Source organism: Mycobacterium sp. PSTR-4-N, from assembly GCF_022348085.1.
GTDB lineage: Bacteria > Actinomycetota > Actinomycetes > Mycobacteriales > Mycobacteriaceae > Mycobacterium.
This window is the reverse complement of sequence record NZ_JAKRFN010000013.1, coordinates 95,689-108,862: the sequence shown is the minus strand read 5'-3', so window position 1 is coordinate 108,862 and position 13,174 is coordinate 95,689. Positions and strand designations below refer to the sequence as shown.

The 13,174-nt window shown below is 68.5% G+C and carries 12 protein-coding genes; 5 read left to right on the top strand and 7 right to left on the bottom strand.

The window, feature by feature from the left end; translation table 11 throughout:
- The first annotated feature begins 19 nt into the window (after positions 1 to 19).
- Positions 20 to 2,026, top strand: a complete 2,007-nt coding sequence (locus MHN84_RS18040) for a M4 family metallopeptidase (RefSeq protein WP_241205871.1) — start codon at positions 20 to 22, stop codon at positions 2,024 to 2,026.
- On the opposite strand, the gene MHN84_RS18035 is transcribed toward MHN84_RS18040, so the two are convergent.
- Positions 2,012 to 3,001, bottom strand: coding sequence for an alpha/beta fold hydrolase (locus MHN84_RS18035; RefSeq protein ID WP_241205870.1), 990 nt, complete (start codon positions 2,999 to 3,001; stop codon positions 2,012 to 2,014). The genes MHN84_RS18040 and MHN84_RS18035 overlap by 15 nt on opposite strands.
- A gap of 47 nt (positions 3,002 to 3,048) precedes the next feature.
- On the opposite strand from MHN84_RS18035, the gene MHN84_RS18030 reads away from it, so the two are divergent.
- From MHN84_RS18030 to MHN84_RS18020, 3 genes are read left to right on the top strand one after another with little or no spacing between them, the layout of a single operon-like run.
- Positions 3,049 to 3,708 (top strand): AzlC family ABC transporter permease, encoded by a 660-nt coding sequence (locus tag MHN84_RS18030; protein WP_241205869.1) that lies wholly within the window; start codon positions 3,049 to 3,051, stop codon positions 3,706 to 3,708.
- On the top strand, positions 3,701 to 4,030 hold the full coding sequence (locus MHN84_RS18025; RefSeq protein WP_241205868.1) for a branched-chain amino acid transporter permease: 330 nt from the start codon (positions 3,701 to 3,703) through the stop codon (positions 4,028 to 4,030). The genes MHN84_RS18030 and MHN84_RS18025 overlap by 8 nt, the downstream gene beginning before the upstream one ends.
- Positions 4,031 to 4,076: 46 nt before the next feature.
- A complete protein-coding gene (locus tag MHN84_RS18020) occupies positions 4,077 to 5,501 on the top strand; it encodes an HNH endonuclease signature motif containing protein (protein ID WP_241205867.1) in 1,425 nt (474 codons plus the stop codon).
- Here MHN84_RS18020 and MHN84_RS18015 read toward each other — a convergent pair.
- Positions 5,498 to 6,706 carry a cytochrome P450 gene (locus tag MHN84_RS18015; protein WP_241205866.1) on the bottom strand — a complete coding sequence of 403 codons (1,209 nt, stop codon included), beginning with the start codon at positions 6,704 to 6,706 and terminating at the stop codon, positions 5,498 to 5,500. The two genes, MHN84_RS18020 and MHN84_RS18015, sit on opposite strands and share 4 nt — an antisense overlap.
- Before the next feature lie 186 nt (positions 6,707 to 6,892).
- On the opposite strand from MHN84_RS18015, the gene MHN84_RS18010 reads away from it, so the two are divergent.
- Positions 6,893 to 7,453, top strand: a complete 561-nt coding sequence (locus MHN84_RS18010; RefSeq protein WP_241205865.1) for a TetR/AcrR family transcriptional regulator — start codon at positions 6,893 to 6,895, stop codon at positions 7,451 to 7,453.
- Here the strand turns inward: MHN84_RS18010 and MHN84_RS18005 are convergent.
- From MHN84_RS18005 to MHN84_RS17985, 5 genes are read right to left on the bottom strand one after another with little or no spacing between them, the layout of a single operon-like run.
- Entirely contained in the window at positions 7,420 to 8,160 is a 741-nt protein-coding gene (locus tag MHN84_RS18005) for an SDR family NAD(P)-dependent oxidoreductase (protein ID WP_241205864.1), read from the bottom strand. The two genes, MHN84_RS18010 and MHN84_RS18005, sit on opposite strands and share 34 nt — an antisense overlap.
- 22 nt (positions 8,161 to 8,182) lie before the next feature.
- Positions 8,183 to 9,787 (bottom strand): ABC transporter ATP-binding protein, encoded by a 1,605-nt coding sequence (locus tag MHN84_RS18000; protein WP_241205863.1) that lies wholly within the window; start codon positions 9,785 to 9,787, stop codon positions 8,183 to 8,185.
- On the bottom strand, positions 9,784 to 10,662 hold the full coding sequence (locus MHN84_RS17995) for an ABC transporter permease (RefSeq protein ID WP_241205862.1): 879 nt from the start codon (positions 10,660 to 10,662) through the stop codon (positions 9,784 to 9,786). The genes MHN84_RS18000 and MHN84_RS17995 overlap by 4 nt, the downstream gene beginning before the upstream one ends.
- Positions 10,659 to 11,627, bottom strand: coding sequence for an ABC transporter permease (locus tag MHN84_RS17990; protein ID WP_241205861.1), 969 nt, complete (start codon positions 11,625 to 11,627; stop codon positions 10,659 to 10,661). The genes MHN84_RS17995 and MHN84_RS17990 overlap by 4 nt, the downstream gene beginning before the upstream one ends.
- Complete coding sequence (locus MHN84_RS17985; RefSeq protein WP_241205860.1) at positions 11,624 to 13,165, bottom strand: ABC transporter substrate-binding protein; 1,542 nt, start codon at positions 13,163 to 13,165, stop codon at positions 11,624 to 11,626. The genes MHN84_RS17990 and MHN84_RS17985 overlap by 4 nt, the downstream gene beginning before the upstream one ends.
- Positions 13,166 to 13,174 lie beyond the last annotated feature (9 nt).

Sequence of the window (13,174 nt, the reverse complement as noted above, 5' to 3'; positions counted from 1 at the left end):
TCATCGATCGCTCACAGGCGTGTGGACCGGTGCCGCGGTGCTGGGATTCGGTGTCGCTCTGGTGATGGCCCCGGGTGTCGCATCGGCGGCTCCCTCCGACGGCTCGACGGAATCAGCGGAATCGACCACAAAGGCGTCGTCGTCGGCGCGCTCGACGCTGCGAGAACAACGCGCCGCCCGGGTCGACAAGCGGCGAGAAGCGGTCCGGCAGCGCAGGCACACCATCGGCAACCGGAGACCGACGGCGACGCCGGACACGGCCGAGGCGGCGGAGGACGGCACCGTGCGCGGCAGCCTCAACGCCGTGGACCGAGACGACACCGCACTCACCTACAGCGTCAGCTCCGGCGCCGCCTGGGGGTCTGTCTCTGTCGACGCCGACGGCAGCTTCGTCTACACCCCGTCCCCCGGAAAGGCCGGGCGGGCAGACAGTTTCACGGTTGCGGTCGACGACGTGCCGCGGTGGCGGCCGACCGAGGTGACCATCGCGGTGCCGGCCGGTGACGCCGTCGACGACCCCGCCGCGGGCCCCGTGCGGACGATCGACGGCGGATTCACGGATCGTCGCGTGACCGGAGCGGCCGATGCGGCTGCGGTGCTCAACGGTGTGGCGACCACGCTGGGCGCCCGTGAGGGTTTCGCCGATCCGGACGCGATCACGGTGTCGACCGTCGGCCGCGGAGACGACGCCGAAACCGTCTATCGCCTCTCCGAGACGGTCGCAGGTGTGCCCGTGCTGGGCAGCGACGTGATCCTGGTGACCGACGCGACCGGCGCCGTGACCGGACTGTTCAACAATTACCGCGGACTGTCGGCATCGTTCGACGTCACACCTGATGTCTCGACGCCGCGGCTGCGCCGCATGGCCGACCAGCAGCTGGTGGTCTACGCCCCGCTCGACAATCGGACAGCGCCGATCCTGGCCTGGCAGGTCGTCGGCGCGGTGCCCGGTGTCCGCTTCTCCCGGCCGGGTCACGCCGTCCTAATCGGCGCGGACGGCGCTGCCGTCGGCGACGTCATCGTCTCGCGTTCCACCATCCAACCGGTGTCGGCCACCGACACCGCGAGGGATTGGCTCGGGCAGCGGCGGACCTTCGCCATCGACGTCCGCACCACACCGTGGTCCACGGTGTCGCGGTTGATCGACCGAGACCGCGACATCACCACCTACAAGACCTCCTTCCCGTATTTCGGCCTGATGGGCGGTTTCCTGCCGGGAACGGTGGTCAAGCGCGGCTGGCTCGGGTGGAACTCCGGCGCGGTCTCGGCGCACGCCAACACCGCTGAGGTCTACGACTACTACCGGGACGTGCTGGGGCGGACATCGTTCGACGGTGCCGGCGCAGCGGTACTGGTGAGTATTCTCTACAACCCGGGCAAGCCGAACGGCGGTTACCAGAATGCGTTCTGGGATCCCAGCATCGAGCAGTTCGCGTTCGGCGACGGCGGTCACCTCGAGGCCTCGCTCGACGTCATCGGCCACGAATTCACGCACGCCGTGATCACCTACGTCGTCGGTGGACAGTCCGGTGCGTCGGTCCTGGATTACGGTGAATCGGGTGCGCTCAACGAAGCGCTGGCCGACATCATGGGTGTGCTGATCGAAAACGATTCCGGCGCCGACCGCTGGCTGCTCGCCGAGGATTCCGAGCTCGGCGCCATCCGGAACCTCGCGGATCCCACGTCGATCAGTACCTCGCTCGGGCCCCATCGCGCCACCTACGCCACCCGCTACCGTGGAACCCTCGACGACGGGGGTGAGCACGTCAACAGCACGATCTTCAGCCATGCCGCGTATCTCATGATGACCGATCCGGCGACGGCGGGGATCTCGAACGACACCTGGGCCGAGGTCTTCTACCGCGCCATGTTCCGGCTCAGCGCCGGCTCGGTGTTCAGCGACGGCCGCGCCGCGGTGCAGAGTGCCGCGCAGTCGGTGGGCCTGACCGTCGCTCAACAAGCCGCCATCGCCAGGGCGTTCGACTCTGTCGGAATCTCCAGTCCTGCAACGCTACTGGCGGTCTGACTGGTCGACCAGCACGGCCCCGTCGGGACGGTCGCCGAGCGTCTGCAGGGGCACCTGGCCGCCGGCCAGGCTGAGCCGGATGATCTGCGCGAGCTCGGCCGGCGCGTCGCACTGCACGTAATGGTCGGCCCCGGGAACCACCCAGAACCGGTTGCGGCCCGGCTTCGACCGCAGATACGTCTGCCAGACGTGGGTGGCCACCCGCAGTGGCGCGACACTGTCATGCAGGCCCCAGATCAGCGTGGTGTCGACGTCGATCCCCGACAGCCGCTGCAGCCAGCTCTGTTCGTCGGCGGCGCGCTCGTGCAGGTACCGGATGGTGTCCGGCAGCACCGCGATGCCGTCATTGTGCGCGAAACACTCTGCTAGCGTGGCGATCTCGGGATCAGCCAGATCGCGACGCGGCATGAACGTGGTGGCGCCCAGTCCGGCTGCGAGCATCTGCGGTGTCGTCGCCGCGGCGGTGGCTCGACCGGTGGCGTCGTCGAGCAGTGCGACCTGGAATGCGGTCAGGTTGGCCAGGGGCAAGAAGATGTTCGCGTTGGTCAGGAACACCTCCTGCGGCATGGGGGCGTCGCGGTCGGCGAGCATCGCCAGGGCGATCATGCCGACGCTGCTGCCGCGGTCGTGGGTGATCATCCGGTAGTCTTCGAGTCCCCACACCTCGGTGATCGCGTGCAGCAGCAGCCGCGCGTCGTCGTAGAGGGAGTACGCGTAGGGCGCCGGCGGTTTGTCCGAGAGCCCGTACCCGGGGAAGTCGAGGGTGAAGATTTCGACGTCCTCGGACAGGTGCTCGGCGAGGGTGCGGAAGTCGATGCTCGCCGTCGGGAAGCCGTGCACGCAGACCAGCGCCGGTGCGCCCGGAGTGCCGGACCGGCGCGCGAACACCTCCACGCGCCGGCCCGTGTTGGCGGGCGTGGTCGACGTCCAGGTGAAAGTCGTTCCGCCGCGTCGCCATTCATCGAAGACATCCACGCATGACAAGCTAGCGTCCGAAGACTGATCGGAGGAGGTGTTCGGCGATGCGACGGGTGCTGACGCTGGTCGCGCCGCTGGGTCTGGCGTTCATCCCGCTGGGCATGGCGCTGGGCTTCCTGGTGGTGCATGCGGGGCTGGCCTGGTGGTGGGCGCCTGTGTTCGCCGGGGTGATCTATGCGGGATCGCTCGAGTTCCTGATGGTCGCGCTGGTGGCGGGCGGCGCCCCGGTCGCGACGGTCGCACTCACCACGCTGGTGGTCAATTCCCGGCACATCTTCTACGCGCTGTCGTTCCCGCTGCAGCGGGTGCGGGGGCTCGGGGCGAAGCTCTACAGCACGTACACGCTGTCCGACGAGGCGTATGCAGTTGCGGTCAGTCCACAGGCGCAGGGGTGGACCACCCGTCCGATCCTGTTCATGCAGTTGATGTTTCACCTGCTGTGGGTGACCGGCGCAGCTCTGGGCGGCTTGCTGGGCGAGGTGCTGCCGATCGATCGGCTGGTCGGCCTGGACTTCGCGCTGACCGCGCTGTTCATCGTGCTGGGCATCGAGGCCTACCGGCAGCGGCCCGACCGGGTCACCGCCGTTGCGGCGGCCCTGTGTGCTGCCGCGGCGTGGCTGCTGGTGCCGGGCCAGATGCTGGTGTGCGCGTTCACCGGGTTCACGGCGCTATTGCTGCTGCGGCGACGGACGCGCCATGCCTGACACCGGATACATCGCGCTACTCGTCGGCGTGAGCGCGGCGGTGACGTGGGCGCTGCGCGCGCTGCCGTTCGCGGCGCTGGCTCCCATGCGCCACAGCGCCGTGGTGCGCTACCTCAGTGTGCACATGCCGGTGGGCGTGATGGTGATGCTGGCGCTGTACTCGGTGAAAACGGTGGTCGGCAACACCGCGCTGCAGCTGTTGTGGCTGGCCGTGTCCGTGGCGGTGACGGCGGGTCTCCAGCTCTGGCAGCGGCGGGCGCTGCTGAGCATCCTGCTCGGAACGGCGTGCTACGTGACGCTGATGACGGTGTGGGGCGGCTGAATTCGGGCGGCAGAATCTGTCGGACCCGTTGGTTAGAATCGAACGTATGTTCGGTTCGGCTGACGCCATTGATTGCGTCCTTGCAATGGGCTGCTCCGCTCGCGCGGAGTCGCGCGCAATCGCTGAGCGTCTCGCCGCAGTGGCCCGGCTCCACGCATTGAGGACTCGTGAGCATCCGGGGGCGGAACACTGGGTTGTCGACGTCACCGAGGCGGTGGCTGCGGAAGTGTCTGCCGCGCAGAACATCAGCCGTTCGCGCGCTGTAAGCCAGGTCCGCATGGCAGTGTCGCTGCATTCGCGCCTCCCCGGGGTCGCGGCCGTCTTCTCGCGCGGGGAGATCGACCTACGCATGGTGCGGATCGTGCTCAATCGCACCGACAACGTCGAGAGCGACGTTGTCGCCGCGCTGGATGCAGTCATCGCGCCCAAGCTGATCGGCTGGATGCGTCTGTCGGAGAACAAGCTGAAAGACCGGGTGGATCAGTGGGTCGCAACATTCGACCCGGCCGGCGTTCGAGTCCCGCCGGACTTCCGCGACAACCTGTATTTCAGTGTGGAACCCCACGTACCCGGCACAGCATTCGCCGGCGGGCGGCTGAACGCGCTCGATGCCGCGGCATTGGACAAGCGGCTCGACGCGCTGGCCGCCACGGTGTGCGAGGCCGATCCTCGCACCGCTATGCAACGGCGGGCAGCCGCGTGCGGTGCTCTCGGCCGCGGTGAATCGACGTTGGCGTGCTGCTGTGCGTCGCCGGATTGCTCCGCGGCGGCGCTCGAGGCTTCGGCGGCCCGCATAGTCGTGCACATCCTGGCCGAGGAGGCGACCGTCGATGGGAGCAGCGACGCACCCGGCTATCTGGACGGCTTCGGCATCCTGCCCGCCGAAGAGGTGCTCAATGCCTCTGCGGGCGCGGAGGTGCGTCCCGTCCGCAGGCCGAGTGATGATGCGGAGTGCGGGTATCGGCCATCGCGCCAGCTTGCGGGTTTCTTGCACTGGCGGGACCTGACGTGTCGCTTCCCGGGTTGTGACGCTCCGGCGCAGCGATGTGACGTCGACCACACGACGCCGTGGCCCGCGGGTGCGACGCATACGTCGAACACCAAACTCTACTGCCGAGTTCATCATCTGATCAAGACTTTTTACACCGGCGCCAACGGATGGCGTGACGAGCAGCGGCCCGACGGCACGGTTGTGCTCATCGCGCCTACCGGGCTGGTCTACGTCACTGATCCTCATGGCGGACAACTCTTTCCGAGTCTCCTGTTGTCGACTGGGAGTCTCCGTGATTCCGAGAGTGTGCCGGGCACCTCGAACAAGATCGCAATGATGCCGCGACGGAGGGCAACCCGCGAGCAAGACCGACGGGACCGGGTGGCACGCGAACGGCGGCAGCGCCTGGAACTCGACGCCGAACTCGAGCGACAACACCAAGCCAGGCTGGCCGAAACCTACGAACCACCGCCGTTCTAGCGTAAAACCGCCAGGCTCAGCGCCTTCAGGCGTCGCACCAGCAGGCTCGGCAGCCAGCGAGCCTGCCCCACCGCGCGCACACCATGCGTGTGCCTCACCAGGTGCTCGATCACGAGGCGCGTCTCAAGCCGCGCGAGGGATGCGCCGACGCAGAAGTGCGCCCCCCGGCCGAACGCGAGATGGCTCTTGCTGTCTCGACGGTCGAGGCGGAACTCGTCGGGCGATTCGACGTGGGTCGGGTCCCGGTTCGCGGCGCCCCACAGCAGCACCAGTCGCGCGCCGGCGCGCAACCGATATCCGTGGAGTTCGCAGTCGCGCAGTACATGGCGGTAGTGCCCACGGAACGGAGGCTCGAATCGCAGCACCTCTTCGATGAACGGCGTGATGAGTGCCGAGTCGTCGCGGAGCCGACGCTGCAGATCGGGTCGGGTCGCCAAGACATGGGTGGCCGATCCGATGAGCGACGCGGTGGATTCACCGCCGGCGCTGAACAGCGTCACCATGATCACCTGCGCGGTGACCGTGTCGACATCGCCTGCCGCGCAGGCCTGAACGAGGTCCGCCAGCAGTGTGCCCGCCGGGGCCGGCCGGTCGAGAAGGCCCGCGATATAGGAGCTCAGTTCTCCGACAGCCGCCCCGGCCGCCGCCAGTTCCTCAGGGCCGACCAGACCTTCCAGCAGCTGCGTGCTGGCGTAGCCCCACGCCGTCAGCCGGTCGACGTCGTCGTCGGGAACCCCGATCAGCCGGCACACCACCATCATCGGTAATCGGTTGGCAACGGCGGACATCCACTCGACCCGGTCCCCATCGAACGCCTCGTCCCACAACCGGCCCACCGTGAAGGTGACGAACGATTCGAGCTCGCGGATCCGCTTGGCAGCCAGGTGGGGGAGAAGCAGCCTGCGGTGGGTGACATGTTCGGGATCGTCGGCGATCGCGAGCACCTGGGTCGGACCGCCGAGATCATCCATGCCGAAGACGTCGATGGTGCCGTCGGGGCGATGCAGCATCGTTCCGGTCAAGTTGGACGAGAAGTCGTCGGTGCGGCCCACCGCCTCGATCACCGCATCCCACGAGCAGACAGCATGGAAGTCGGATTCTCCGATGCGGTGCAGCGGACCGACCGAGTGCATCCGGGCATACAGCGCAGCGGGGTCCTGGATCGCATCCTCGTCGAACAGCGCCGCGCCGAGCTCGCCAGTCACGCTGTCAGGGTGGGAGGCGGAGGTGACGGCGGTCAAGGGGAACCGGCCAACTCGACGCGTCGCTCCGGGTCTCGACAGTCACGACGTCTCACCACCGCCAGTTGACCTGCTGTGATGGAAGAATTCGGCATCGCTGCCGTCTCACCGTGAGAACATGCCGGTCGGATAGCTCAGAAGGGCGATGCGATGACGAACGACTGGCTGGTCGGCGATCGGCGCGCTGCGGCGGCCGAGCGCATCTACGCCGCAGCGGCCGAGCTCATCGCCGCACACGGCATCGAGGCCCTCGACATGGCGGCCCTCGAGGCCCGCGTGCACTGCTCGCGAGCGACGATCTACCGCAACGCGGGCGGCAAGAACCAGATCCGGGACGCCGTGCTCGCCCGTAGCGCCGAGCAGATCGTCGCGCACGTGCGATCTGCCGTCGACGGTCTGGAGGGCTCGGAACGCACCGTCACCGCTGTCGTCGTGGCGCTCGACCGTATTCGCGCAGACCCCCTGGGACGCGCGCTGATCGCGTCGGCGGGAAGCGGTGGCCGCATCGGATGGCTCGTCGAATCATCACCGCTGGCCGCCATCGCCGCGGAACTGACCGGCTACGCCGCAGATGACCGTACCGCCGCGCAGTGGATCGTCCGCGTCACGCTGTCGTTCGTCGTGTGGCCCCTCGCCGACCCGGAACTCGAGCGAGAGATGCTGCGCCGCTTCCTGATTCAGCCCGCACCCTTGCCGTTGTCGACGCGGTAGACCGCGCCGTGGATCGCGGCCGCGTCATCGCTGGCCAAGAACGCGATGACTTTGGCGACGTCCTCGGTCGCCATGAATCCGCGCGGCGAGGCGATACGCATGATCAGGTCCCAGTCGGCGTTCTCGGGCGCTTCGAACTCGGTGGTCTGCGCGGTCGGCATACCCCCGGGGCACACCGCGTTCACCCGCAGCTTCTCCTTCGTGAACTCGATCGCCAGTGCCCGTGTCAGGCCGACCAGACCGTGCTTGGCCGCGCAGTAACCGGCGGAGTACACCTCACCCTCCACGCCGGCGATCGACGACACGTTGACGATGTTGCCGCCTGATTCGAGCAGATGCGGCAGCGCGGCCCGGCAGAGCGCGAACGGTGCGGTCAGGTTCACCGCGAGGTCGACGTCCCAGTCCTCGTCGGTCATCGACGCGGTGTGCCGCATGCGATGAAAACCCGCGATGTTGGCGAGCACGTCGAGGCGGCCGAACCTCTCGACGCAGTCCGCGACCGCCGCCGCGCACGCCTCCCGCGAGGAGATGTCCACCGACGCGTATCCGCTACCGGGCAGGTCTGCGAACACCTCGGCCATTCGTGTTGCGTCCCTGGCGATTCCGAACACCGTCGCGCCCTGCTCGACGAACAACCGGGCGGTCGCCGCGCCCAAGCCGGCCGACGCTCCGGTGACCAACGCGACCTTGCCGCTGAGTTGACCCATGACTGCACCCTCTCACGGAGGGCTACAGCGCAGCGCGCGGGCGCACCGGCGGTACTGCTGCGAGCAGCGCGCGGGTGTAGTCGTGCTTCGGGTCGGCGAACAACTCTTCGGCGGGCCGGTTCTCGACCACCGCACCGTTGCGCATGACCGCGACGTCGTGGCTCAGGGTGCGGATCACCGCGAGATCGTGGCCGATCAGCAGATACGCCAGGCCCAACTCCCGTTGCAGCCTGGCCAGCAGATCGAGCACGCGGGCCTGCACCGAGACGTCGAGAGCGGCGGTGGCCTCATCGAGGATCAGCAGATCCGGTTCGGCGGCCAGAGCGCGGGCGATGCTCACCCGCTGCCGCTGCCCGCCGGACAGTTCGTGGGGGTAGCGCTGCGCGAACTCGCGGGGCAGCCCGACCAGGTCGAGCAGCTCGGCGACCCGTGTGCGCCGCGCCGAGGCACCGTCGACCAGGCGATGGACCGTCAGCGGTTCGGCGATCGAAGTTTCCACGCGGGCACGGGGATTCAGCGACGAGAACGGGTCCTGGAACACCAGGCCGATCCGTCGGCGCAGCGCCTTGGCCTCGGAACGCTTCACGTGCAGGATGTCGGTGCCCGCCAGCGTCGCGCTGCCGCGGTCGGGTGTCACCAGGCCGGTGAGAGCCGCGGCGACGGTGGACTTCCCCGATCCGGACTCGCCGACCAACCCCAGCGTGGTGCCGCGCCGGATGTGCAGCGAGACGTCGTCGACGGCGTGCACGGTGGACTTGCCGACCGGGGTGGTGACCGTGAACGAGACGTCCAGGCCGTCCACCTCGAGGAGCGGTTCGGCGTCCGGATTCGGCTGGGGGCCGGAGACATCGAGGACGGGACGGGCGGCCAGCAGGTCGCGGGTGTACTCGTCGCGGGGCCGGTCGAAGATGTCGAGGATCGGCGCCTGCTCCACGACGGCGCCGTCGCGCAGCACCGTCACGTCGTCGGCAACCTGACCGATGACGCCCAGGTCGTGGCTGATCCACACCACCGCGGTGCCGTAGTCCCGCTGCAGCGCGCGCACCAACTCGATGATCTGCGCCTGCGTGGTGACATCGAGCGCGGTGGTCGGTTCGTCGGCGATCAGCAGCTCCGGATCGCACGCCAGCGCGATGGCGATCATCACCCGTTGGCGTTGACCGCCCGAGAGCTGATGCGGGTAGGCATGCAGCCGTGTTTGCGGGTCCGGCAGCCCCACCGCGTCGAGCAGCTCGGCGGCCCGCGACCGCGCCTCCCGGCGCGTCACCCCGCGGTGGGTCTCGAGTGACTCGGTGATCTGACGTTCCAGCGTCAGCAGGGGATTGAGGGACGTGCCCGGATCCTGGAACACGAACCCGATCCGCGAACCGTGCACGCGGCGAAGGTCTTTGGGTCGCGCACCGACGAGCTGCATGTCCGGCTCCCCTGCGAGCGTGCTGGCTCCCGACACGCGCGCCCCCGGCGCATCGAGCAGGCCGGTGGCGGCGAGCACCGTCATCGTCTTGCCCGAGCCGGATTCTCCGACGATGCCCACGGTCTGCTCTCGGTCCACGGAGAACGAGACGCCGTCGACGATGCTGCGTGCGCCGATGCGCACCCCGAGGTCGGTCACGGTGAGCACGGTCATCGCTGCATCCCGCGGGCCTCGGCGCTGCTGCGCTGCTTCGGGTCGAGTACGTCGCGCAGCCCGTCGCCCAGCAAATTGAACGCGAGAACGATCACCACGATTGCCGCGCCGGGGAACACGGCCATCCACCACGCCATCGTCACGAATCCCTGCGAATCGAAGATCATCCGGCCCAGCGACGGCTCCGGCGGCTGGATGCCCAGCCCGAGGAAGGACAGCGCCGCCTCCGACAGGATCGCGAAGGCCAGCGACAGCGAGGTCTGGACGATCAGCGGGCCGGCGATGTTGGGCAGGATGTGCCGGCGCAGGATCATGTGGTCGGGGGTGCCCATCGCATGCGACACCGCGACGAAGGGTTCACTGCGGACGCCGAGCGTGCTGGCCCGCGCGACCCGCGCGAAGATCGGGGTGTAGACGATGCCGATCGCCAGGATCGTGGTGGTCAGCCCGGGACCCAGGATCGCGACCACGGCCAGCGCGAGCAGCAGGACCGGGAACGCGAACATCACATCGACGACGCGCATCAGCACGGTGTCGAGCCAGCCGCCGCGGTATCCGGCCAGCACCCCGACTGTCACGCCGACCACGACAGCGAACGCGACGCTGATCACCGCCACCCGCATCGACGCCTGGGTGGCCACCACGACCCGGGAGAGCACGTCGCGGCCCAGCTCGTCGGTGCCGAACCAGTGCGCCCCGCTGGGCGGCTGCAGTGCATCGGGTACGTCGACGTCGTTGACACCGTGCGGCGCAATGGCGTTCGCGAACACGGCGATGATGGCGACGGCGAGCAGGACCAGCGCGCTGACGGCGGTGACCGGGTTGCGGGCCAGGAGCCGCCACGACGAGACGCGGGTGCTGTCGGTGGTCGTCATGCCAGCCGGATCCTCGGATCGACCACCGCGTAGAGCACGTCGACGATGAGGTTGATCGCCAGGAACAGCGCGGCGATCAGCAGCACTGCGCCCTGGATCAGGGGGTAGTCGCGCGCGGCGACCGCGTTGTAGACGAGCCGGCCCAGGCCGGGCCACGCGAACACGACCTCGACGACGATGACGCCGCCGAGCAGGGTGGCGAGCTGAATCCCGGTGATGGTCAGGATGGGCACAAGCGCGTTGCGCACGGTGTGCCGGAACGTGACGACCCGCGGGGACAGCCCCTTGGAGCGCGCGGTCCGCACATAACCCATGGCGGCGACGTCGAGCACCGCGGCGCGCACGTAGCGGGTCATGATCGCTGCCGCGACGACACCGACGGTGAGCCCCGGCAGGATGACGTGGTGCAGCCACCCCGCCGGGTCGGAGAACAGCGGCCGGTACCCGGAGGTGGGCAGCCAGCCCAGCGTGGTGGAGAACAGGCCGATCAGCAGGATGCCCAACCAGAAGTCGGGGATCGAGACGCCGAACTGGCTGGTCACCCGGACGATGGCGTCGCTGAGGCGGCCCTCGCGCAGCGCCGAGTAGGTACCGGCGGGCAGCGCGATCAGCCCGGCGATCACGATGCCCGCCAGGCCCAGCGACAGCGTGGCGGGCAGCCTCTCCATCAGGGTCACGGTCACCGGGTCACCGTTGCGGAAACTCACCCCGAGATCACCGGTGAGCGCCGAGCCGACATAGCCGAAGAACTGCGACAGGATCGGCCGGTCCAATCCGCTTGCGCTGCGCAGCGCCTCGTACGCCTCGGGTGTGTAGCGGGTGCCGAGTGCGATGCGTACCGGGTCGCCGGGCACCAGGTGCACCAGGGCGAACACCACGACGGTGACACCCAGCAGCACGATCAGCGAGTACAGCACCCGGCGCGCGACGAACCGGATGATCGGGTGGGTCAGGGCCTTGGTCACGAGGCGTCGCCGCCCCCGTCCAGCGAGGCATCCCGGAAACGCACCGCGCCGTCACGGCGGGCCTCGTATCCCGTCAGCGCCGGGTTCCATGCCTGGATCACCGAGGAGTTGTACAAGAAGATGTAGCTGACCTTGTCGGCGATCAGCGTGGCGGCCCGGTCGTAGTCGGCCTTGCGGGCGGCGGGGTCGGTTTCGACACGGCCGGCGTCGAGCAGCCTGTCCACCTCCGGATCGGAGAACTTCTGGGCGTTGCTCGAGCCGTCGGTGTGGTGTTGGGCGTAGTAGAAGTCGTCGGGGTCGATGTTGCCGAGCCAGCCGAGCATCAGCATGTCGAAGTTCCCCCGGTTCTGGTCGTCGAGCCAGGTAGCGAAGTCGACGGTGCGGATCTTGACCGTGAACCCGAGCGGCGCCAGGTTGTCGGCGATGATCTGCGCCGCGGTCACGGTCTCGGGGTATTCGGTGGTCACCAGCATGTCCAGATCGCCCGGCGCGACGCCCGCCTCGGCCAGCAGCTCCCGCGCCTTGTCCAGGCCACCGGTGCGGTAGCGGTCGTAGGGGGTGTACCAGGGGTTGCCCTCCGGGATGGCGAGCTCGTTGACCTTCGCGGTGCCGTAACTGGTCGCGGCGACGATGGCGTCGCGGTCGATGGCGTAGGCGATCGCCTGGCGCACGCGCACGTCGTTCCACGGCGCCCTCGCCTCGTTGAGCGCCAGGTACCAGTAGTCGTTGCTCGGGGTGACCGCCAACTGGATCGAATCGTCCTCGGACAGTTGCCGGACACGTTGCGGCGGAATCGAATCCGTCCAGTCCACCTCGCCCGCCTGCAGCGCCGACAGGGCCGTCGACGGTTCGGAGATGAAGCGGAACACCACCCCTGGCACACCGGGTGGGCCGTCCCAGTAGTCGGGGTTGGCGACCAGTGAGATCGAGTCCCCGCTCTTGCGGCCGGCGAAGCGGAACGGGCCGGTGCCGACGGGGTGGGTCGCGATCTGCCCGCTCTCGACGTTGCGCCGCGACACGATCGCCATGCCCTTGAAGCCACCGAGGTTGGTCAGCATGTTCGGTGTCGGCCGGCTGACCCGGATCACCACCGTGGCCGGATCGGGTGCCTCGACCGCAGTGACCGCGCTGAATTTGTCGGAGTTGGCGAGCTTTTCGTCGATGATCCGGCGGTAGGAGAACACCACGTCGTCGGCCGTGAACGGGCTGCCGTCGTGGAATGTGACGCCCGGGCGCAGGTGGAACGTCCACGACAGCTGATCGGGCGAGACCTCCCACGACGTCGCCAGCGCCGGACGCATCTGCAGGTTCTCGTCGGGTTCGACCAGGGTGTCGAACACGTTCTCCAGCACCTCGAACGAGAAGTAGGCGGTCGTCTTGTGGGGGTCGAGCTGATCGGGTTCCCCGGCGATCGCGGCGATCAGCGATCCTGCGGCACCCTGACCCAGGTTGACCCGGCTGCCCGTCGAGCATCCGGTCAGCGACGCGATGAGTGCACAGATGACGAGGACAGCGGTTGACACCGCCGTCCTCGTCATATTTCACCA